The following is a 22,548-nucleotide window of genomic DNA, read 5'->3' as shown; positions in this document are numbered from 1 at the left end:
GAAAACTATGACTTATTAACCGAGTGGCACAAATTGAACCGAAATAGTGGCACTATTCAAACCGAAATAGTGGCACAAATTCACCGAAATGGGTGGCACGGTCCGACCGAAATCACTGGCACAAATCGAACCGAAATATCCACTGAGATACTCTTAATCCATTTAAGATATGATCCATCAAGTTTAGCTTGAGTTAGTGCATCTATAAACTTGTTCATGCTAAAATACAGAGTGCGATACCCAAGCAAGCAGGCACTGCGTCCTAAAGCACAAGCCATAAAAGATTTACCACAACCAGTAGCACCAGTTATCAAGACATTCTCTCCCTTTTCTATAAACATACCATCAGAGAGTCGTAATAACTGTTCTCTTGTGATACCTCTTTCTGTGTTGCAAATTATATCTTCTGGTAGGGCATGATAACGGAGTTTACTTGCTTTTAGATACTTCTGTGTTCTGGAGTATTCTCTGTATTCTACTTCTGCCTGAGTGAGCATAGCTATGAGAGAATGAACATCCTCTTGTTCATGTACCGGAAGCGCTAATGCAGCTTCATATCTTTTAGCCATGCCTGTCAATTTAAGGCCTTTGAACTGTTCTAATGTATTTTGTGTATTCATTTATTAAGGTTTTATAAGTTGATTAATTATAGGCTTCAGGGCCTCTGATATTACTGTGTTCGGGGATGCGGAACTCGATGGGAGACTCCTCTTCGAGTAAATCCATATTATTCACCAGGATGTTTTTGATAACACCGTAGGTAAACTTACGCCCTCTTAATCCCCGTTTACATGCAGCCTCCATCCGAATGTTGCCATAGGAGCTCATTAGTCTCAATAATCCAAGACAAGCAGTATATGATTGATCAATGATCAGTTTACTGTTCATTACTTTTTTGAAAAATTCAAAAGTATTAGGGCCGTTTTCTTCTGCTTTTTTGAGATAATATTCTGGACTCCATCCACGTTGATTCTTAATGATCCGATGTCTTTCAGGCATATGCTCCGTGATACTGGTATAACCATGGCTGGTGTAATTCCTAGTATGCACAGCAATCCTTTGTGCATCGCAATAGATCTCCACTACATCCTGATCATAGGCAATACGTACTTCCTTCCCAATATAGCGGTAGGGAACAGAGTAAAAGTGCCAGTCTTCACCCACCAATACATGGTAATGTTTCTGAACTTTTGCTTTGGTGTAATGTCTGATACTGTATGGGGATTCTGGAAGAGGTTGTAGTAGTGTTTTCTCTTGACTTTTAAACAACTCGAGCCTACTGTATACTTTCTTTTGAAAGTTCAATTGATGATGATAATCCAGCTTTTCTCTAATAGCCTTATTGAGTTCTGCGAGACTATGAAAAGTATCGTTACGTAGACTGGCATAAATACGTCTATACGTAATCTTTACATTGTTCTCAACAGAAGCCTTATCTTTTGGTTTATAGGGACGAGCTGCAAGCAGAGCAATATTATTGTGGTTTGCCCATTGTTCGAGCATATCAGTAAATACAGGTTCGTATTTACAACTTTTAGATACCCATTGCCTCATGTTATCTGATTTAACAGTCAAGGGGACCCCTCCAAAGTATTCAATGGTATGATTCAAAGCTTTTACCACTTGAGGTAGTTTTGCATCAGGTAAAGCCTCCACATAACCATAACCGCTAAAGGGAAGAATAGCAATATATACAGGGCACGCGATTAGTTCTCCAGTTGAAGTATCAACATAGTGAAGCATGTCTCCAGCAAAATCAACTTCAAGCAGCTTTGCAGGAGTATGAACAAAATGCATCACAGCATTGTTTATCTTCTCCTGATCTTGTAAGAGTTCACAAAATCTAGAATATTGAAAACCTTCAGGATATTCTTTAATATATTCTTCCCAAAGTAATAATCGTGTTACACCAGTTCGATTAAGTTCCTTGCTGAAGTAACCGATCAGATTATTAAAATGAACTTTGCGCGGATCAGTATCTTCTACTACAGCGGGCTTTAAGAGCCCTAGTATGTTCTCAAGTTCTTGATCTGAACGCTTTAGTAATTCCTTAAAATCAACTCCTGTTTGCGTAAATTTCAGCAAATAAAGTGCGATTGTTTTTCTAGAAATTCTGACTTCTTTTTCAATAGTCCGTTGTGAAACTCCACGCTCTAAAAACAAAAGAATCTGTCTTATCTTAATCATACTAAGTGGTTTATTTGCCATACTGCAAGTGGTTTTTTGATTACAAACCAAACTTATGCTAAATGGCGGTTAAATCTCTACTTAGTGAGATAATGGACTTGAGAAAGGTGGTGTGCTTTGTGTCGGAATGTCAGTCCTTTACAACTCTTAAATCAGAAGTAAAGTGGCGTACTTTGCGTCGGAATAAGTGGCGACCTTTGCAGCGGAATCGTGGCGTACTTTGAAGCGGAATGGGTGGTGTACTTTGTAGCGGAATCGTGGCGACCTTTGCAGCGGAATATCCAAGTACCGATGAGCAGGCTGTAAAAGGATATTCCCAGCGCAGCCAGTTAGAACGTCTTTTGCATTACTGTAAATATAACAATCTCGTTATTTCAGAAATTATTTTTGAGGATTGCTCGGCAAAAACATTTAATCGTCCGTCTTGGAATAAATTAATGATTAAGATTAAATCTCTTAAAAACTGTCCTGCTACTATTATTTTTACATGTTGGGACAGGTTTAGCCGTAACATCACAGATGGTTATATAACGCTTGAGAAACTTCAAAAATTAGGAGTATCTCTCCAGGCCATAGATCAGCCGATCGATTTTTCTATACCCGAAAGCAAGATCATACTTGCTGTATATCTCGCCACATCTGAAGTTGAAAATGATAAAAAAAGCCGGAACGTAAGTTTAGGTCTTCAGAAAGCAAGATTGGAAGGTCGCTGGATAAATAAGGCTCCTTTAGGTTATAGGAATAAAATAACAGCAGATGGGAAAAAGTATATTGCTGCATATGCTCCTGAAGCTTTTATAATTAGGGAAGTGTTTGAAGAAATAATTACGGCAAAAAGAGTTACACTAGCAGAAATATATAAGGATACTGTATCTAAAGGCTTAAAATGCAGCAGAAGTGCCTTTTACATGTTAGTACGAAATCCTATTTATTGCGGGCAGATCAAAATTCCTGAAGCTGGAAATGAAAAGAGCAGGACTATAGATGGACTCCACACAGGAATTGTATCTGTGGCACTTTTTGAACGAGTCCAAAAAATATTAGGCAATGTAAAAAACTCAAGACTGGTTAAAAAGAAAAGAGTGCTTAATGAAAACTATTTATTAAGGGGAATTCTTCTTTGTCCTGATTGTGGAAAAACACTAACAGGGAGTTCTTCACAGGGAAGGAGCAAAAAATACTATTATTATCATTGTACCGGAAAATGTAAATATAGAATCAGGGCTGACTATATTAATCCAGGTTTCCAGTTGTTTCTTAAGGATGTCAAGATTGATGTTTCTTTTTGTAAAAGAGTCAATGATTTATTGAAAAAGATTGATAAGGGAAGACAGCTAGACTATCAAATTAAAAAACGTGAGATTGGAAAAGCAATGGACAGATCAATTGACAGAAGTTTAAATGCTCATAAGCTTTTTTCAGAAGGAAAAATTGATTATGATGATTATTTTTTGATAAAAGAAAACTGTAAAGCTTATTTGAAAAAATATGCTTCGGAATTACGCGAACTGGCTTTAAAAGTAGGGGCGGGGATTTATGGAAAGAATGGAGGAGATAATATACTCTGTCGCTTAGCAGAAGTTTATGAGCTGTCAGATGTATTAATAAAACAAAGAATTACAAGGTTGTTTTTTCCCGAAAAAGTAATTGCTGATGAAAATATTCTGAATATGCTTCCTGAATTTATAAAGAAAATATTCGGGTTAGAATTGATTAAAAATAGTTCAACGAAAGAAGAAGATATTTCTAATGATAGGATGATAAAACATTTTTTTAATGAGATAGCATTGTTAGCCTTTGAACAGCAGTTGAAAACAATTTAAAATAATTAAAACTTACCCTGGCGAAACATTTATATAATTCGCCTTAATTTTTTGTGCTAGATAGGTATTAAGTCCAAAATGCACCTGCTAAAAGTCAGGTGCACTTTTTACAATGTTTAATATATTCGACACTAGACTCGCCAGACTTAATGGCAAGTACAATATTAATTCCTAAAAACCATTTTTTTATTTCATAAGAGCTTTGTAGTAATTGTATCTAAATATAATGTTGTCAATCATTATTTTTGCTGATGCAATCTCTTCAGCTCTATTCGATGGATCTGCTACTATTGACGTAAGTAAATTATTAATTTCTTTTTTAGATTTTTTGTTTATTCTTGCCCTTGTATATATTAAATCCATTCTGTTTAATTCACAAATATCTATTGTAGCAGCTCCTTTAGAACTAGAATCTTTAGGTTTACAAATTAGGTTCTCCTCAACTATGTGTGCTGAATAATTATCAAAATGTGGGTGAATAATACTAAAATCACTTGAGTTAGTTGGATAATTTAAAAAATCATTTGGTGCATGTCCGTTAATATTAATTAAAGTGTTTTTAGTACTTTTTTTTGTATTGCACCCGTAGCAGGAGACACATAGGTTTTTTGGATGAAACATCCATTTTAATTTGTCGGATTTTGGGACAATATGTTCTATTGGCTCACCATAGGCACCAAATCTTACAGGTGTCCTGCAGTATGCACACAAATCATTTTGTATTATTGTATAATGAGTTTTAATTAATTCCTTAAGAGCGGTGCTTGTCTTCCACTCATCTGTTGATAGTGGATTTACATTTGGAATTATATTAATGTTTTTTTCGTAACTGTATTTGATTTTTTGATTTTTTTTCCAACTCATTCTAGAATGTTTTTGATTATACTTTTAAAAGGATCATTGTCATGTAAACCATCAATGTTGTGCTCTCGTAGCTCAGATTTTAATTTTTCTATTTTTCCATCATTTGGTTTTATCAATGCCATTTCATTAATTATTTCTTGAACTTTAATTGACAGATAATAATTTCTATCTGTAAACATATCAAAAACGTCAAAAAGAATTTGTTCAGCAGACCAGCCATAGGTATCAAATTTATCTAAGTTTTTAATTATAAGTCCTTCTTCGCCTTTCTTGATTGTTACTAAAGTGCTATTGTCTTTTTTTAAACTGGACACCATTAAATGGGAATGGGAAGCAATTATGAAATGAGAATTTGGAAATGCTTTAAATAAAGGATCCAAGGTGTATAAAAGCATATTCTGCCAGTTGGGATGCAGACTAATTTCTGGCTCATCAATAATAATTATTGAATTTTCCTTTATATTTGCTAATATAGAGGAAAAAAGATTTAGGAAATGAAATTCACCCGAACTCGCGTCATTAAAATTGAAATAGCTATCTCTGAATACTTGAAATTTGTCAAATTGTAAAATTCCAATTTCTCTTAAAATTTTGAATAATTCTATTTTATTTGTAAATTCTTTATTTTTTGACACTTCATTATCTTCTAAACTGTCTTCCCAGCTAAAAGTTAGCTCATTACTCTTATTTAATTCTTCTGTTGAACATAGAAAAGTTAATACGATATCAATTTCTTCTAAATTATTTACGAACCTTTTGATCTTATAGTTTTCATTTTTATTTTTTGATAACGTTGAGCTTACTATCGAAACAAAATCTGTAATATTTTGCTTGCTGAATTTTTTATTTTTTTTAAAGTCGTTCTTTATTTTAATAAAATTTTTATCTTTTTCTATCTTGTTGCTTATTTTAAGATATGTAACAGATATCTTTTTTTTTAAGTTTAACTCTTTGAAGATATCATTTGTAACTTTTAATTTTTCTTTCACGAGAAGAATTGAGGTTAAATTATTAAAACACTCTTCAGTTGGTTTGTTGACATATATGCTATTTGAAACTGTTCTGAGACCACAATAATTATAAAACTCCTCACTATCAATAAAAGGGTATTTGTCATTAAAAGTAAAAACATTAACAATTAAGTTATCGGGTAAAATTGTTTTTATATCGGTATCATTTGCCTGGGCGAAATTAAAACCATTTTTGTATTTTAAATTATATAATTTGCCAGCAGCGTAAATATCTATTTCAATCCCATACTTAATGTTATTCCATTTCGCATTTTCATTATTAAATCGATGTGCGTTGGTTAAGAATAGTGAAATTGCTTCCATCAATTTTGATTTACCCGTTCCATTTTGGCCAATAACAAATGAAATATATTCATTATTTTTAAATTCTTCTGTATTGACTAAATTGATTTCAGAATTTCCTAGGACAGGATGGCCATAGAATTTTACTCTTGTTATTTTACTCATATTAAGTTTTAATTTTTATTAGAATGGGATATGTAAACAAAACTAAAGAAAAGTTTAACTACATTATCTCATTGGCTTATTAATAATGCTGATAGTATTTGCAATTGACTCCCAATGATGAAGTGATTTTAAATCTTTAAAAAAGAATTTTTGGTTTTAAATGTTCTCATTAATGACCTTTGTTATTAATCGAAAACTTACTTTTTTTTGTTGAGTAAAACTAATTAAAGTTCTAAAATCAAAAAACAGTATAAATACGTGTTGTGTATTTTATTTAAAATCAAGGGTTCATAAAATCTAAATGATAATCTTTTCGCTTAGGTATTTGCAATTATTATAAAAGCCATTAAAATATTTTTCCTTTTAAGATTTATAAAATGCTAGTAGGCACATTAATTTAAAAAAAAGTACGTTTACTGGTAATTTAAAGAAGAATTATCCAACTGCGCAAAATAACTGCGTACTACTGGAGTTATCTTTGGTCGATAATTAATTTAAAGACAAAATTTGCCATTATTTGGTTAATATAAAAATATTTGTGCGATGGGGGTAAATAAATTATACAAAATTACAGAAAGTAATGCAAAACTAAATTGGCCTATTAGTCTGGAAATTCGAAATGCCTAAGTCGTTTAATGCGAAATAAAAAAATAAAATCAAAAAAAAGTAAATATGATACATGATAAAATGGTTGAACATTCATTTGAAGAATTATCTCAATGCTTCCGAGTATTACTAGAATCCCATATTATTGCACATGCAGGAGGTCTGCTTCTAGTTGATAGGGCTGAAGCCGTAGGGAATATTGAAGCTGGATTAAGCGGTGTACTAAATTCTTTTCACAGTTTGTATGATGCTATAGGGAGACAACTAGAAGAAATTCCAATTGATTGGTATAAATCTGCCCCATTAGCTTTAATCTTAACAATTCGAAATGCACGTCATCACAATACAGCGAACAGAATTAGATCGTTATATACTTATCATACTCAAGAGGCGATATCGATACAAAATATGGAACAGTATATTTTAGTTGATTTTCCCTGTACTGAAGATGGCGCAGATACATTTGAACTTTATGTTTCTTGGTTAGACTTTAAAAATCTGCTTAATCTACCAGAAAAAGAAACTCGAATAAAACAAGACACAAAAAGAATGATAAAAGAGTATCTTAATACAGATCAGTTTATTGAATATTGTAATTATTATAATTTAGATGAGTCAAGTATCTTCTTTAATATTGTTCCTCTTTTTGTTAATGCTGCCGCAACTATTGTTCCGTTGATAAAAAAATATTGTGGTTCTGATTCGGTTGAAGCCAAGCTATTTTCTAGTCACTTTTCGACTATAAGTCATGCAAATACAAAAGATCATGAAGTGAGTTGCGGACCATTTGCTTTGTCTTGATAGTTAATTTGTTGATTAATAAATATACGCTATCTGCAATAACACTTACACAACATTTGCTTTTTAGGCTTTATTTAAATTTAATTTTGTATTTATAAATTGGTATTCAATGGAAAGATTGTACTCATCATTAAACCCATAGCTATAATTATTATGGAGAATGATTTGGAATTGGTATATATTCTTTTGTAGATTTTTCTTGAAATTAAACGAAAGATGAAATGAGGAATGAACCAATTTTTTGTCTGAATTGAGGAACAATTGATAATATAATAACCGAAAAATTCATGTAATGATGAATTGATAAACCATTTTGTAAATTAGATAATATTTCATCAATTGGTTCGAATCCTGTTAAGTTATCGAACGCTAATTTTAAATTCATCTTATTTTTCATGTAAAAACTTATTTTTTTATAATTTTTTTCTTTATTTCAATATGATTAAAAAGAGAGGTAAAAACATCAAAAATAAGTAAAACTCACTACTAATAGGGTATATAAAAAAAATGGCGCCAATTGTCTTCAATTGGCGCCATTTGGCTGTGGTGACCCTTACTGAACAATTTACAAACCATTTTATGCAGGATTTAAAGAAATTGGCTTATTTTTCGATTGATTTGTAAGATAATTATTTTATTTTTTTATTTGTAATCGGTTTGTATGTATCGTAAGGGTTAAATATTAAAAAAACGTAAAATCTCGGATTTATTAATGAGCAAATTTTTTAAATTAATTTTCAAATCAAGAGAATTTTAAAGCAATATGAAAGTTGAATTTTGTTCTATATAAAGTTAATTTATAATTTGAGGATAATCCAGTTCAAAATTTGGTGATGATTTAAGAAATTGAAATTTAATTTTTTTTCAAATGTGATGGAACAATTCTTTGAACCACGTCACCCGTATTTTTACCTGTTTTTGACAGATGCGACAGAGTCAATTAAAAAGTAATAAAGAATTTGAACGAAAATTAAAGTTGTTGGAATAACAAAACTGATTTTTATTTAATAAAATTTACAAAAGCCTATTGTCCCATGAATAATCTTCAGTTAATATAAGTTTTACTTTGGCGAAGTCGGGATGTTTTGTATTGATTATATAATTAAATTCTTGTGGAATTATAGCCGATGGAACTTTTAAAACTAATGATGAATTTTTACTGTACCACTCCGAGCCAATATTTTGAAGTATACTATACGCACTTCTACTTCTCCAATCTGCGGGTAAAGTAGAAATTTTAATTTCATTAATTAACGTTGGATCATCATCAAAAAATATTTGCATGACCTTATAAATTTTACTTGTGCTTACGTGAGCTCTATGAGCAACCAATTCAAGTGTTGAAAGTGATCTACTTCCTCCTGTATAAATAACATATTCACCTGTTTTATTCCATCGGTTTTCAGCGCCTGAAGAGGTAAGTAGGGCATATTTTTCAAGTGCAATTCTAAATACTATCATAGTAGAAACTAAATATTATCACCATATTCCATAGCAGTTAAACGATCATCAATATATCTAATTCCAGAGATCGTGCTTAGTTCGGTGATAGGTTTCTGATTGTCAAAGAAAAAATTAGGAGTGTTTAACCAATTGCTAAAATCATCATTTGTATCAAATACTTCTTCCGCATGCTTATATAAAGAAATTATCATAAGTGCTTGTTCCTGAGTATTTCCTTTTGGTAAAGTACCTCCTGATCTATACGACACAAATGTCTTTGAACTAATGTGCAGCAATTCTGAGATGGTTTGGTCAGGAAACGTAACAATATTTTTTAGATAATTGAAATAGTCTGAATTAATAGTATTGTGTCTTATAAATTGCACGACATCCATCGCGTTTTTAATATTTGGAAGCGAATCATTAATATTAAATTTCGTGTTTATTTGTACTGAACTTTTAGGCATTAATCTTAAAGGTTGCCCCCCCTTAATTGTTAAAGGTCTAGTTGAAGCAGTTCTTAAACCTTTTACTTCTACCTTACCAGAATTTTGCGGAGTGATTCGTCTTTTTGGACCTGCTTGGGTATTTTGGTCTCCATCTCTTTTTGGAGAGCTCCTGCGAACTTTTGCCATTTTTTTAAATTTAAAAACTATACGTAAAATTACCAAATGTAATTGGAAGTTTTACGTAGAAATGTGTTAAAGTTTATTATTCAGACAATTGCAAATTACTTTAATCGCAAAATGGAAATAACTTATTCAAATTTACGGTTCAAACTCCTCATCGATCATCATTAATTTATAAAACAAAATAGTTTAAAACTAAGTACAGCCAGACTAAAAATTATCTGCGCATATCAAATAATTGTTTTAGACCTCTTATTTTATTTCATTCTACATTATTGTGATTCTGCTCGTGTTAAAAGAATATTATCTAAAGTTTAATAAAATCATTTGTCTGTAAATCAGGTGTTTGTACCTGTTTTTTTACTCGCAAAATGATATATTTTTATTCTGATTTTAATAATGTGAATTTGGCTTAAAAAACTTTTAGTATTAAGATAATCCATTTGTTATGAGAAAAAGAGTAAAAGAGAACGGTTTGACAGTAAATGCTATTGCAGGAACTTATGTTGTGTTTTTAGGGTTGGATATTGAAACTGGTCTCAAAGAAGGTTTTAGAGGATTTGCAATTAAAAGAAAAGATCATAGTGACGGTGAGGATACTTGGCTGCGCGGACTTAAAACTTTCGAGAAAACAAAACCATTTCCTGTACTGCGAGAAACTTTTTCTTCTTTTGAACATCCGTTTCAAGGATTTCAATGGTCGGACTATTCTGCCTTTCCAGGTAGAAAATATACCTACTCTATAAACGCAATGTATGGTGAACCTGATTCGTTAGAAATACGTCATAAAGCAGTTGTTGACATCGAAACTGAAATAGAAGATGGAGCAAACCACACCGCGATATTTAACAGAGGATCTGTTGCGACTCAGGAGTATGCAAGACGATTTCAGCAGATCAAACCAAGTAAAGCAGGAAGAGGCGCCTATGAATGGCTCTCCAGAGGTCTAATAGAAGCACTTATTAAGTTTATAAAGCAGGCGGGAAGTGGAGATGCTATATTTGGAGCAGTTTATGAATTCCAATATGGGGTCAGTAATGCTTTTCAATATGGTGATGTTCTTCTGGCATTAAAGGAGGCTGAAATGCGTGGAGCTGAAGTCAAAATACTGTTTGATGATATAGTAACAATAAATAACAAAGGAGAACTTAAAGGACCCCGTGAAGCAAATAGGAAAGCTATAGAGACGGCAGGAATAGCTCACCTTTGCAAGGGGCGTGCAAATGGCAAACTGATGCACAATAAATTTTTTATTTTAAAAAAACAGGGCGTTTTCAAATCTGTATGGACAGGTTCAACAAATCTAACGGAGAACGGCATTTTCGGACATTCTAATCTTGGGCATATTGTAGAGGATAAAAACATTGCAGAATCTTTTTACGCATATTGGGAGAGACTGTTTGAAGATCCTAAAATTGATAAACCATATCGTCAGTCAAATGTAGAAGCATTTTCAATTCCTGCAGTTCTGCAGAAGGGTACTACTGCAGTATTTAGTCCGAGGAACACAGATCTTGATGCATTAAGCTATTATAAAAAACTTGCCGGCGAGGCAGAAGGAGGATTATTTATGACATTTGCTTTCGGAATGCACCAGAACTTTAAAGATGTTTATGGTATACAAGAAAGTAAAATACTAAAGATGGCGCTGATGGAAAAAGCTTTTTCAAGTCCAAAGTCAAAAGAGAAAGATGAAGAGGCAATAGAAAAATAAGATCGCTTGATAATGTAGTCGTTGCTATCGGGAACAGGATTTGGACAAATAGTTTTGACAGATGGCTCGCTGAAATTGACCGTATAATTCCAAGTCTTCATGTATACTGGATTCACACGAAATATATGCTTATTGATCCTTTGGGTGAAGAACCCATCCTAGTAGGAGGCAGTGCTAATTTTAGCAAGGCGAGTACTTGCGATAATGATGAAAATATGTTGATTATAAAAGGGGACAAAAGAATTTCGGATATTTACTTTGGTGAATATATGCGTCTATTTAATCATTATAGTTTTCGTGAATCTGTAAAAAGACATCTGGATAAAGAAAAATTAGAAGGAACGAAAGACGAATGGAAGCCACAGTTTCTGGATGATACTGATAAATGGTTAAAAGATTATTTCAACGATACTTCTGATAAGACAGCCAAACGCCTACGAAGAATTTACTTCTCCGGGGATATGGCGGAATAAGGCTTCCTCCTGAAGTTTAAATAATATAATTTTTTAATTGTTTATTTATGAATATAATAGGTTTATTTTAACCAAATAGTGCGTTTAATGTTGTCTTTAAACCAAAATCATAATGATAACAATTGTCTTTTAATTGATGGTAAGTAATGCCAAATGTCAATACTACCCAGTTATTATCAACAGGTAAAAAGATAAGGCTTCCTTTTTGGACTTGATGTAAGTTTTTACGAATTCCCCCAAAATTTTTCCACCATGGAGGGCTTCCTGGATTATCAGATAGGTACATTATGGAATTATTAGGAAGATTTGTATTCTCTTCCTCTAATAATTGCAGATTGTGGTCGTCTTTCAATGCATTATCTGGACTATATGTATCTTTTAATAGGTAAATTGAGAAACTTCTACTTTTAGCCATATATATGATTATTTTATTTAGACTTAAATAATTACATCAAATATCGTTATTTAGAGTTCAATGTCATTACGGAAATCCGTAATTGATAAATGATTGCATCCGAAACGGATTATACAATAACTTACCCAATTCCATAAAAATCAAAATTCCCAAATCCCAAAATTTAACCAACAGAAAACAACTTGAAACTGCTCTTGTGGTAGATGTGTTAACTTATAACACCATACGCCCCAACTATCCCTTCAAGGAAATACGCCTCAAGAAACCTTTATAGGTAAACTTATAGCTTAAAAAGACTACAAAACCCATTTTTCGAAACATAAAACCCTTAGATGGATATTAGAAAACCAACTAAATAGTTGTAAAGGTTGCAGCTAATATTGAAATAGAAAAAAAACGATTCGGTTTTTTCGCTGATTTTGCCTTTTATTGCTTCAAAATATTCGTGCTTTATTATGATGATTTTATAACAGCCTCACTATTAAATCAATTCCTTATATGGAACCTTTTTTCATAAAAGAACTATGTAAGCATCGGGTCAATAAATTCAGTTGTAAATAATTAGTAGCATGAGTGATAAAACATAAAATCTTTTTTTTAGTTGTTTAAATAATTATGTTATTGAAATGTTACGTATAGTAAAGTTTAATTAAATAGTTTGCTTATTATAGTTGGATTATCTTTGCTAATTAAATCATAATATTAGATTTTTTATTAGCTAATTATTACAATAAATTTAAAAGTTAACATTGAAATAATAGAGATTTTAGTTAAGTTGCTTTTGTATTAATTTTTATATTTGCCAATAGAGTTATAGCCATTTTATAAATTTTCAAATGTATTTATATTTAAAGTTGATAATTTGAGTAGTTAAATTTAAAATAGACAAAATCAAGAAAAAAATAATTGTATTTATATTAGTTGTTGATTTATACACTGTGATTTCCAATAAAAAAAACAATAAATTCTTTAATTTTGAGATAATTAAATTAAAAGGATAGAATTGAATTGTCAGACTATTAATAGATAATATTATAAGGCAAAATATAAATTTTGAAGTAACTTGTTTTGAAAAAAAATGTTTTTTTATGTGTGAACAAAATAAAATGATTGAATAAAATATGATTAGAAAAATAAAAAGATCTAATTTCAAATATAAAAAGGAACTATCTTTTGATCCTGATGATGTAAATGTACGTTTACAGCATTTTCGTGTACACGAGCTTATTCAATTAATTGATAAAAAAGCATTAGAAGATTTAGATGATAAAACTATATATTTAAAGGGAGAAAATAATAATTATAGTTTTTATTCTGAGAACGAAGAACTTGATATTCGAACTGAGGATGATTTGCAGAGGATGCCTGATCTTTGGAATGATATTCAAAAAAGCAGATTTATAGAATCTTTAATGATTAATTTACCAATTCCAATTTTTTATTTGGATGGATCTGCACAACCTTGGAGGGTAATAGACGGTTTGCAAAGACTAAATAGCATTTTGGGTTTTATACAAAATGAATATAAGTTAGTTTCACTCGAATATTTAGTTAAAGAATGCGAGGGAAAAAAATTTAACGATAGTGATTTTGCAGGGTATTTGAAAGCAAGAATTCTTGATTCAAAAATTATAGCTTATATCATAAGTCCAGGTACGCCTGAAGATGTAAAATATAATATTTTTCAGAGAATCAACACAGGAGGTTTAAAACTGAATGGTCAAGAAATCAGAAATGCAATTTTTAGAGGTTCCCCTGCAAATTTGTTAAAACAATTAGCTTCAAATGATATCTTTAAAAAAGTAACTAATAATAAAGTTACTTCAAGAAGAATGATAGACAGGGAATATGTCAACCGATTTATTGCTTTTCAAGTATTCAATTATGAGGACTATAGCGGAAAGATGGATCTATTCCTTTCTGAAGCGCTATACGATTTATATAATCGTTCCGATGATGAATTACATGAACTAGAAAGTATATTTGAAATTTCTATGCATAGAGCGTATGAAATATTTGGTTTTTACGCATTTTATCGTCCGAAATCTGAAAATGAATGGGGACGTCAGCCTAATAAAGCTGTATTTGATATGATCTCATGGAATCTATCTGGGCTGTCAGATGATGAATTTTATAGAATTGAACATGATAAGATAACCTTTGCAGAAAAGTATTTTAAGCTTATGAATGACAATCAGACATTGTTTAAATCAATTAATGATACTACAGGATCAAAAAGTGCTGTTTTAGCCAGATTTTCAATTTTAAACCAATTTATAAAAACATTTTTACATGATAACTCAGATAAAACTTAAAAATTTCAAAATATTTGAAGATGAGCAATTTGAGTTAGCTCCATTAACTTTATTTACAGGTATAAATGGAATGGGTAAGTCAAGTGTTATCCAATCACTGTTATTATTAAAGCAAAGTTTTGAAAGTAAAAATTTGCAAAATGAAGAAAAAGTAGTACTTGAGAATGACTTTGTTAATCTTGAAAATTGCGCAGAATTGTGCAATAAAAAAGCCTATCCAAAAACGGTTGAAATTTGTATTGAAAATTCAGATGAAAAAGTTTTTCATTGGGTTATTGATGCATCTATTCCTGATATGAAAGAAGCTCCGGTAAAATTTGATGGTGATGAAAGTTATAAAAATGAGCCTATATTTAAAAAAGATTTTATTTATTTAAACGCTGAACGATTTGGTCCAAGAAAGTCATACGCTAAATTCTATTCCAGTAGAAACTATAATACATTTCTAGGTATTCAGGGAGAATTAACACCACAATTTATTCAGAGAGCGGTTTCAGAAAACATGAACGTTGGAATAGATGCTTTAATTCACCCTAGCTTAAAAGAAGTTCAAAGCAGTGAATTGGATAATCCTAATTTATTATACCGTAATGTTAATGCGTGGTTAAGTGATATATTAGGGAGAACTGTCATAACAAAAATTTCTGATATTGACAAAGATAATGTAAAAATGTCTTTCTCTATAAAAGGTAGTCAAGGCGATGATTTCTCATCACTGCAAGTCGGTTTTGGTTATAGTTTTAGTTTGCCGGTGATAGTAGCTCCACTTATTGCTAAGCCAGGAGATTTGCTAATTATTGAAAATCCTGAGGCTCATTTACATCCTTCTGCACAGTCAAAGATAGGTATTCTCTTAGCATTAGCTGCTCAAAATGGAGTTCAAGTAATTATTGAAACTCACAGTGATCATTTACTCAATGGTATTAGGGTCGCAGTAAAAGGTACTAAGTATGGGAAAATAGATCCTGAGGTAGCAAAAATTCATTTTTTTACCAATGAAGGAGATGTCACTGAAAGGAGAATTTTATCCGTAGGGCCAACTGGTAAATTAAGCGGCTGGCCAAAAGGTTTTTTTGATGAATGGGAGACAAACCTTAGAAATTTAATTAGCTAAAAATGTACGCCTATTTAAATGATTTATCAATGGCTTATCCCGTTGATGCTAAGTCTTATGATACATGGTCACTTTTAAAAGAAGTTATTCTAATATCTTCTATTTTTAAGGAAGAATATTCTATAGAATTATTAAAAGTTCCAAATGATTTTAAAAAAATTAAAATTGGGAATTTATTTTCAATAGATGAATTAATATTAGAAGAAGAATTTGAGGTAGAAAATAAGCAGTTGATATATGATTTTTTAGCGAATCGAACAATTTCTGACCTTGACGAAATTGACGAAGAAATATTTGAACAGCTTGAAAATAAAAAAGCCAATTGGATTGAATTAAAATATGACAATCAAGAATCCCAGTTATTATTGGGCTCGTACTTGTTAATTCTGCCTACATTAAGTTTTTGTACTCACAATCAATTTGAAATTGACGATTTAAGTTGTGATTTTTTTATTGAATATCCGGATAATACTGTTAAAAAGGTTGTAACAGTAAAGAATTTCTACAACAGTTCAGCTTTAAAAGATGGAAATGCGGCAGTTTTTTTAATAGGAGTAAAAAAAGATATTCAATTTGGTAGGGGAGATTGGAATCCAATAAGTAATCCCATTTGGAATAAGAAGACGGAAAATTTGATTAATGAGATGGGTTTTCCACAAAGTGTTGATGGAAAAAAGGATAAAATATATGAATTAAAAGAAGTTGGAAAAAAGATTGCAGAGCTAAATTCTTGGATATTTGACTCAAGTGTAACAAAATTAAATAAAAATAATGGACAACTTCGAATGATTTTTGTTTCTGAGACACAGAAGAAAAAGTCTTATTTATCTATTGATATGAAAAATGCATATGGTCGATTCGAGCATCATAATGCGAAGGGAAGCCATATTGGAGAAATTGATTTCGCAACAGGCAAATATGTACCACGAAATGGATCTGAAAAAGGCCAAGATACAACAGGCGGTCATGACATAAAAATTAGAAAATAAAACAAAATTGTAAGATAAAGTAGGAATTTTTTTGGTGATTCCTTTAATTGTAGGGGGTTAATGTTAAAAAACGTTGAAAAATGTAATTTCGTTAATTCAATAAATGAGCTATTAATATAATTGTAAATGAGACTACATAACTTAGTATTTAAATGGATAACTTAAATAAGTTTTTAGCAAAATTAAATTATAGTTTTGAGATTATTCAGGTCAAAATTTGATGATTATTTCTGCTGATTTTGATGAAAATAAAAAATATATCTTCCACTTATTTATTGTTCTTCCACAAAAGCTAAAAATTGATTTATTTCCTATTCTATTTTTATTATTTTCACAAAAAATAAATTGATGGTTGTTGAATGTACTGTTTTGCTAATTACAGCCATGCTTCATGTATTTCCTAATTTTAAATTATAAAATGAAATTTCTCGAATTCGTCAATAACTCGCTTTTTCAAAAACAGAAAATAGTTTTAGGTCTATGTTTCATTTTATTAATTCTTCTGCACAAACCAGTAGAGATTTTATTAGATAAGACTATAGTAAACTACATGCTATCCTATATTGATTCAGTTTGGTTCAACGACGTTATTTTTTTTGGATTAATAATTACCACAGTCTTATTTCTGCTTTGCAGATTTAGAAAGTATAACCAGTCTTCAAATTTTTTAATCACACTGTCATTAATTACTGTTGTGTATATCATTTACAGGTTTTATTATGACGTATGGAATTTTACTCCATTCTCATTTTGCCCACTGATTAAGTATGCCGACTTTATAATATTTTTTACATTCTCTAATTTCTTATTGTTGATTACACACAAAAAAGTTAAAAATAGTAATGGAATAAACTCTTTTTTTGATGATGAGCCAATTGGGAATTTAAAAGACGATGAACTTGGTTATACAGCTTATGCTGGACTACTGGCGGGAAAAATAATATCAAGTAACTTTAATCAATCTTTTGCTATTGGTGTCAACGGCAAATGGGGTATGGGAAAAACATCTTTTATAGATTTAGTAAAAAGAGAATTAACAGGGGAAGACATTATTGAAATAAATTTCAAACCTTGGAACAGTAATTTGCCCAAGGCAATTGTACAAGATTTTTTCGAGACCGTTCAAGAATCGATAAGGCCTTACCATTCTTCGCTCTCACGACTTCTGATATCCTATTCCAACAAACTTGTTTCCTTAAATGAGAACACCGTTACCCAGACCTTCCAGACTTCGGTAACAGCTCTGACGGGCTTGGAATCAGTAAATAGTTTGTTTGAGAGCATTAATGTCGCGCTGTCAAAAATAAATAAAAAGATCATTGTTTATATTGATGATTTAGACAGGCTGGATAAGGACGAGATTGTCGAAGTTATTCGGCTAATTAGAAATACTGCAAACTTTTACAATACATTTTTTATAGTTGCTTATGATAAAAATTATGTCGTAAATGCTCTGAAAGACCATAATCCACATAAGCAGGAACAATTCCTGGAAAAGATTTTTCAGATTGAAATTTCACTGCCGTATTTTAATAGGGATATTTTCAGATATAAACTGGCTGAAAAGTTAAAGCAGAAATTTCCACAATCATTTCACTCAACCATTGATGAAGAATTAATTGGATTAAAGGCGTATGTACCAGAGTATCTAAACGAATGGCTCACAAGCATGCGGGATGTAACGCGATTGGCGAACACTCTGCTTCTGAATCTTAGTAAATTGCAGGGAGAAGTAGCTTTCAAAGATTTTTTACGCTTGGAATTACTGCGGGTAAAATATCCAGCCGTGTATGAGCTGCTGTTTGTTAAAACACAGCTTTATTTAGATCCTGTCAATAAATCTGGTAAAGACTTTAGATATGAGCTTAAGAAATTGAAGAAGGAAAAGAAAGATTCCTTGGAGTCGCTCTTTAAAAATTGCGATACAGAGCTAGAGCTGTATTTACAGCAAAATAACAGGGAATTGTCGGTGCCTGTAAATGAAATTAGCAAAATAATTGCTTTTATAAGTGGAATTTTTGCAGGGGGGATATCCAATCGTCTTTATTCACGCTCCCATTTATCTGTAGCTTTTCCTAGTAAATTTAACCGATACTTTGCTTACAATTTATTGCAGGGATCCCTATCAGAGGTGGAATTCAGCAATGCAAGGAAGTTAAATCAAAACGGATTCAACGAAAAAATTAGCGAGTGGGTTAAAAATGATCTGGTGTTTGAGGTAAAAAGCCGGTTTTCCGAAGTTAGATCATTTGACAATGCATCAGATTTTGAGAAAATTATACGCGGAATATTTTACTTAGCTAATCATTACACTCCGAGTAATGGTGTTGTATCAACAAAGCTCGTTGGCTATGACGGTAGCGATCTGCTCAGCAAGCTTAATGACCACGACAGCAGTTTGACTGATGAGTATTATGGTGAGCCAGGAGGTGAAGCTAGATTAAAGGGATTTGTCCGAAGCCTGTTTGAAGAGCCAAAAAGCCCATATGCATTTGAATCTCATTTTATTAAGTATGCAACTGCGCAATTTTCGGATAATCTTCCATTAAAGAAGAATGAACTGGGACAGTTCGCCTTAGGATATTTTAGGTCCTATTGTCTTTCCATTGAAAAATTGGATGAGCATTTCTGGGATCTATTTCATAATACTGAAGAAACAATTTGGGTGCAGACAGGAGGAGGAGGGAGCTATCAAAAGCAGGAAAAATTTCCTGATCAAGCAAAGGCCGTTTTAATAGATTTTATCTTGAAAAAAGATTTGGATGGTTTTTTACTTGCTTTTATCGAGCCTGAACACTGGAAGCAGAAAACCTTCGCTGTCAGTAATTTTGCAGAAAGAATATTTGATAACTGGGAAAACTTTAAAAGAATTCTAGAGGAACAGAGTGAAGAACAATCGATCTACTTGGAAGAGTTTAAAAGTTTTTTTTCTGAATTCGAAGCCACAAACTTTTCACAATATGTGGATTTTAAATTTCAGAAAATACCAATCAATACAAAAATACTTAAATAAGCAGAACAGTTTAATTTAGATTAACCGACAGTGTATAATGCAGTAATTATATGCAAGTTCTACGGTAGGCATTATTTTTTTAATTGGTTCCTATAAAATTGTCTTTCAAGGTAATATTCATTGCTTCTTCGTTAAGCATTTTAATAAATTAAATCTTTACATTCATCTATAAGGCTTACTATCAATTTTTGAAATATTTTATTTATAAATTCATCATTCTACCAGTTTTTTTTAATCAGGTATTTTTACCTGTAACAAGTTGGCGGTAATGTAATATATTTAGAGAAAATTCAGAATCTTTAAATAATTATTCAACAACTCACTGAAAAACGTATTGAGTTTTATGTTTCTACATGTATTCAAAAGAAATAATTAAAAAAATCCTAGAGAAGTCATTAGATGAACTTTTTGAAAAAGATCATGTGATAATATTTAAATCGTATAATTTACATGAAAGGCCTATTACACATCGATTAGCAGTATATATTGAAAATCATTTTAGGAATACAGTTTTATGAATTACTGGTTGCTTTTGAATTTGTACTTGTCCATAAATGCCAACAATCTGACCTACATTAACGTCCGTATTAGTAGTGTAAAATAGAACAGCTCGCCATTTTCAAATCTTACAGGACTATTGGTCCACTGTATATAACCGTGGACAAATTTCTCATTGTCAAGTTGTTTTTTATTAAAATGAAAATTTAGCGACTCTCCGCCGACATGCGTCTTTGCGTAGCGATGCCCGACTTTTGGATTTATATAATTATTATTTTTCCAACCATAAGGATTTCATGTAATATTAACAAGTAAATATTTTTCCATCTTTTGATTATTTGTCTATATTGAGCATTTTGTATTATGGAAGTAAAAGCTGATCTTTTATTACTGCTTTTTTATTGTAAAAGTTATTGTTTTCTCTAGCTTCCGCAACAATTTCATGATCTAGTTTTTTAGTATCAAAAGCATCAATTACTTCGGCTAAGAGATTAATTAATATTGTTTGTAATTCTTTGCTTTTGATTGTGGCCGGAACATGCAGAACTATTGCTTTTGGCTGTTCGGAAATTGTCATAGCACCATCACTGCCAATATTTATTTTAAGTTCTTTATTAATTCCTTCCGATAGAAAAGCCAGATAATTACTGAAAATACTAAGAACAAATTGTCTGCAAAATTGCTCAATCGTAATTTTTTCCCCTGCTTGGGAATAAAATTGTTGACTGCTTTTTTTAATTTCTTCTGAAATATAAAGATTGCTAAATGGGTTTAAATTTTGAGCATATTCAGAGTTAAGGTATGTGAAACGCACATCTTTAAGTATTATTGAAATGTCTAAGTCTTCAGTATGGGATTCTATATAGTCTTTAAAATCAGATTCTTCAATTGTTGAAGATAAAAATTTTTCTCCGCTAAAAAGATAGTATTCAATTTCTAATGTGGAGGATTTTGTAAACTGCCACAGATTGTATAAAAACAGGGAAGAGTGAATTGCACGTTTCAAAAAGTGACCATAATCCTGCATATCCTGTAATTTTAAGACTGCAATTTTATCTGTACTTTTTAAGTCAGTAATTTTAAAACCTTGTGAACTTACTGATGTAAAGAAATCCAGCATTTTGGATTCTTCACGAGTATTTACCTGATCTGTCGTATGAAGATTTTTCTCCTGAATTTTTTCTAAATTATCATAGCAGAAAATCATTTCAGTTATGCGTATTATCTTAAAAATAAGGAGCACATGTTTTACATTTTGATATAATTCTTCTTTGGAAATAGTAAACTCAAAATTACTGTCCTGTTTTTTATACCAAAGAAATATTTCGTCATTCAAAACTTTAGAATTGTGATGATAGGCAATATTTCTCCATTGATTGAGTCTAATGTTTTGTGTGCCGATAATAAGAAGATCCTTTAATTCAGATGTATCTATTAATTCTGCTATAATATCCCCTAAGTCTATTTTTTGAATTAATGAAAAATCGGAAATCTTATTACGTTTAATTTTATTTAGCTGGAGTAAAAATTTTAGAAACGGTTTGAGCATTCCTTCAATAGTTTGACCTATAATTTTTAATGAAGCTTCTGCATAATCTTCAGTACAGAGTTTTTTTATATCTGTTTTACTGTTATATAAACTCCAAAATCTGGAAATGGCTTGAGAAAAGTCAGGTATATAGGCGACATAATTTCCTAAAGCGTTTTCAGGATCTTTAACCTTTGCTTCATTGAAAATATCTAAAATTGTCTGTATGAATTTTAATTGCTCCGGACTGTCCCGATATACAGCTATATATGAAAGCCAAGGTTCAACTAAGTAATTTATCGATAAGTCTTCTAAAGATTCTTTGTTTTTAAAATATGGAGTAAAAGTCTTGATTATTTCTTGTTTAACCTCTTCTGGAGTTATCCCAAATTCATAGAATAAATTAAGAGGATTTACTGTTTCGTAGTCTTTAATTTTTTTATGATACTTTTTCATTCTGAATATTTAAATGTATGGTATGCAAGTTGCTTTTAGAGATAAAAGACATTAAATTTTCAAAGCTATAATTACATTTTGATATCAAAAGGGGCTACATAAAAATTTTGAATAATCAAATTTAGAAATTTTAATGTAAAATTAGCAGGTATTTATACGTGGTTTAGTGTACTAGCTATTTATAAAATTACTACTGCCTCAT

Annotated in this window: 17 protein-coding genes; 8 read left to right on the top strand and 9 right to left on the bottom strand. The window is 31.2% G+C overall.

What is annotated here, in order from left to right; all coding sequences use genetic code 11:
- Positions 1–80: 80 nt before the first annotated feature.
- Together QLQ94_RS19365 and istA are read right to left on the bottom strand one after the other, a co-directional pair.
- Positions 81–620: an ATP-binding protein gene (locus QLQ94_RS19365; protein ID WP_482498251.1), complete on the bottom strand. Its 540-nt coding sequence runs from the start codon at positions 618–620 to the stop codon at positions 81–83.
- A gap of 22 nt (positions 621–642) precedes the next feature.
- A complete protein-coding gene (istA, locus tag QLQ94_RS19360) occupies positions 643–2,208 on the bottom strand; it encodes an IS21 family transposase (RefSeq protein ID WP_271338769.1) in 1,566 nt (521 codons plus the stop codon).
- 209 nt (positions 2,209–2,417) lie between these two features.
- Between istA and QLQ94_RS19355 the strand changes: the two genes are divergently transcribed.
- Positions 2,418–4,010, top strand: a complete 1,593-nt coding sequence (locus tag QLQ94_RS19355) for a recombinase family protein (RefSeq protein WP_482498249.1) — start codon at positions 2,418–2,420, stop codon at positions 4,008–4,010.
- 186 nt (positions 4,011–4,196) lie between these two features.
- Here QLQ94_RS19355 and QLQ94_RS19350 read toward each other — a convergent pair whose 3' ends face one another.
- Together QLQ94_RS19350 and QLQ94_RS19345 are read right to left on the bottom strand one after the other, a co-directional pair.
- On the bottom strand, positions 4,197–4,874 hold the full coding sequence (locus QLQ94_RS19350; RefSeq protein WP_482498247.1) for a hypothetical protein: 678 nt from the start codon (positions 4,872–4,874) through the stop codon (positions 4,197–4,199).
- Complete coding sequence (locus tag QLQ94_RS19345; protein WP_482498245.1) at positions 4,871–6,352, bottom strand: AAA family ATPase; 1,482 nt, start codon at positions 6,350–6,352, stop codon at positions 4,871–4,873. The genes QLQ94_RS19350 and QLQ94_RS19345 overlap by 4 nt, the downstream gene beginning before the upstream one ends.
- 672 nt (positions 6,353–7,024) lie before the next feature.
- Here QLQ94_RS19345 and QLQ94_RS19340 point away from each other — a divergent pair.
- A complete protein-coding gene (locus QLQ94_RS19340) occupies positions 7,025–7,759 on the top strand; it encodes a hypothetical protein (RefSeq protein WP_482498243.1) in 735 nt (244 codons plus the stop codon).
- Between the two features lie 205 nt (positions 7,760–7,964).
- Here QLQ94_RS19340 and QLQ94_RS19335 read toward each other — a convergent pair whose 3' ends face one another.
- The 3 genes from QLQ94_RS19335 to QLQ94_RS19325 all read right to left on the bottom strand — a co-directional run bounded on the left by QLQ94_RS19335 (position 7,965) and on the right by QLQ94_RS19325 (position 9,837).
- Positions 7,965–8,156 (bottom strand): hypothetical protein, encoded by a 192-nt coding sequence (locus tag QLQ94_RS19335; protein WP_482498241.1) that lies wholly within the window; start codon positions 8,154–8,156, stop codon positions 7,965–7,967.
- Positions 8,157–8,773: 617 nt separating this feature from the next.
- A complete protein-coding gene (locus QLQ94_RS19330) occupies positions 8,774–9,220 on the bottom strand; it encodes an RES family NAD+ phosphorylase (protein ID WP_482498239.1) in 447 nt (148 codons plus the stop codon).
- 8 nt (positions 9,221–9,228) lie between these two features.
- A complete protein-coding gene (locus tag QLQ94_RS19325) occupies positions 9,229–9,837 on the bottom strand; it encodes an antitoxin Xre/MbcA/ParS toxin-binding domain-containing protein (RefSeq protein ID WP_482498237.1) in 609 nt (202 codons plus the stop codon).
- 442 nt (positions 9,838–10,279) lie between these two features.
- On the opposite strand from QLQ94_RS19325, the gene QLQ94_RS19320 reads away from it, so the two are divergent.
- Positions 10,280–11,545, top strand: a complete 1,266-nt coding sequence (locus QLQ94_RS19320; RefSeq protein ID WP_482498235.1) for a phospholipase D-like domain-containing protein — start codon at positions 10,280–10,282, stop codon at positions 11,543–11,545.
- A complete protein-coding gene (locus QLQ94_RS19315; RefSeq protein WP_482499994.1) occupies positions 11,542–12,018 on the top strand; it encodes a phospholipase D-like domain-containing protein in 477 nt (158 codons plus the stop codon). Before QLQ94_RS19320 ends, QLQ94_RS19315 begins: the two co-directional genes overlap by 4 nt.
- A gap of 67 nt (positions 12,019–12,085) precedes the next feature.
- Here QLQ94_RS19315 and QLQ94_RS19310 read toward each other — a convergent pair whose 3' ends face one another.
- The gene (locus QLQ94_RS19310) at positions 12,086–12,433 is read right to left on the bottom strand and encodes a DUF6119 family protein (protein WP_482498233.1); all 348 of its coding nucleotides are present in this window, start codon (positions 12,431–12,433) and stop codon (positions 12,086–12,088) included.
- Between the two features lie 1,121 nt (positions 12,434–13,554).
- Here QLQ94_RS19310 and QLQ94_RS19305 point away from each other — a divergent pair.
- The 4 genes from QLQ94_RS19305 (at position 13,555) to QLQ94_RS19290 (ending at position 19,864) form a co-directional block, all read left to right on the top strand.
- On the top strand, positions 13,555–14,748 hold the full coding sequence (locus QLQ94_RS19305; RefSeq protein ID WP_482498231.1) for a DUF262 domain-containing protein: 1,194 nt from the start codon (positions 13,555–13,557) through the stop codon (positions 14,746–14,748).
- Positions 14,726–15,862, top strand: a complete 1,137-nt coding sequence (locus tag QLQ94_RS19300; protein WP_482498229.1) for an AAA family ATPase — start codon at positions 14,726–14,728, stop codon at positions 15,860–15,862. Before QLQ94_RS19305 ends, QLQ94_RS19300 begins: the two co-directional genes overlap by 23 nt.
- Before the next feature lie 29 nt (positions 15,863–15,891).
- Positions 15,892–16,851, top strand: coding sequence for a hypothetical protein (locus QLQ94_RS19295; protein ID WP_482498228.1), 960 nt, complete (start codon positions 15,892–15,894; stop codon positions 16,849–16,851).
- An 811-nt stretch (positions 16,852–17,662) separates the two neighbouring features.
- Positions 17,663–19,864: a KAP family P-loop NTPase fold protein gene (locus QLQ94_RS19290; protein WP_482498227.1), complete on the top strand. Its 2,202-nt coding sequence runs from the start codon at positions 17,663–17,665 to the stop codon at positions 19,862–19,864.
- Between the two features lie 859 nt (positions 19,865–20,723).
- Here QLQ94_RS19290 and QLQ94_RS19285 read toward each other — a convergent pair.
- The gene (locus QLQ94_RS19285) at positions 20,724–22,346 is read right to left on the bottom strand and encodes a hypothetical protein (RefSeq protein ID WP_482498225.1); all 1,623 of its coding nucleotides are present in this window, start codon (positions 22,344–22,346) and stop codon (positions 20,724–20,726) included.
- Between the last annotated feature and the right edge of the window lie 202 nt (positions 22,347–22,548).

It is taken from the genome of Flavobacterium sp. B114r (assembly GCF_056824125.1).
Note: the sequence above shows the minus strand (reverse complement) of the source record. Positions and strands in the feature narration are given on the sequence as shown.

Bases quoted from the DNA above. Each gene is read 5' to 3' on its own strand.
- QLQ94_RS19365 (WP_482498251.1), bottom strand. From the start codon at position 620: ATGAATACACAAAATACATTAGAACAGTTCAAAGGCCTTAAATTGACA.
- istA (WP_271338769.1), bottom strand. From the start codon at position 2,208: ATGGCAAATAAACCACTTAGTATGATTAAGATAAGACAGATTCTTTTG.
- QLQ94_RS19355 (WP_482498249.1), top strand. From the start codon at position 2,418: ATGGGTGGTGTACTTTGTAGCGGAATCGTGGCGACCTTTGCAGCGGAA.
- QLQ94_RS19350 (WP_482498247.1), bottom strand. From the start codon at position 4,874: ATGAGTTGGAAAAAAAATCAAAAAATCAAATACAGTTACGAAAAAAAC.
- QLQ94_RS19345 (WP_482498245.1), bottom strand. From the start codon at position 6,352: ATGAGTAAAATAACAAGAGTAAAATTCTATGGCCATCCTGTCCTAGGA.
- QLQ94_RS19340 (WP_482498243.1), top strand. From the start codon at position 7,025: ATGATACATGATAAAATGGTTGAACATTCATTTGAAGAATTATCTCAA.
- QLQ94_RS19335 (WP_482498241.1), bottom strand. From the start codon at position 8,156: ATGAAAAATAAGATGAATTTAAAATTAGCGTTCGATAACTTAACAGGA.
- QLQ94_RS19330 (WP_482498239.1), bottom strand. From the start codon at position 9,220: ATGATAGTATTTAGAATTGCACTTGAAAAATATGCCCTACTTACCTCT.
- QLQ94_RS19325 (WP_482498237.1), bottom strand. From the start codon at position 9,837: ATGGCAAAAGTTCGCAGGAGCTCTCCAAAAAGAGATGGAGACCAAAAT.
- QLQ94_RS19320 (WP_482498235.1), top strand. From the start codon at position 10,280: ATGAGAAAAAGAGTAAAAGAGAACGGTTTGACAGTAAATGCTATTGCA.
- QLQ94_RS19310 (WP_482498233.1), bottom strand. From the start codon at position 12,433: ATGGCTAAAAGTAGAAGTTTCTCAATTTACCTATTAAAAGATACATAT.
- QLQ94_RS19305 (WP_482498231.1), top strand. From the start codon at position 13,555: ATGATTAGAAAAATAAAAAGATCTAATTTCAAATATAAAAAGGAACTA.
- QLQ94_RS19300 (WP_482498229.1), top strand. From the start codon at position 14,726: ATGATAACTCAGATAAAACTTAAAAATTTCAAAATATTTGAAGATGAG.
- QLQ94_RS19295 (WP_482498228.1), top strand. From the start codon at position 15,892: ATGGCTTATCCCGTTGATGCTAAGTCTTATGATACATGGTCACTTTTA.
- QLQ94_RS19285 (WP_482498225.1), bottom strand. From the start codon at position 22,346: ATGAAAAAGTATCATAAAAAAATTAAAGACTACGAAACAGTAAATCCT.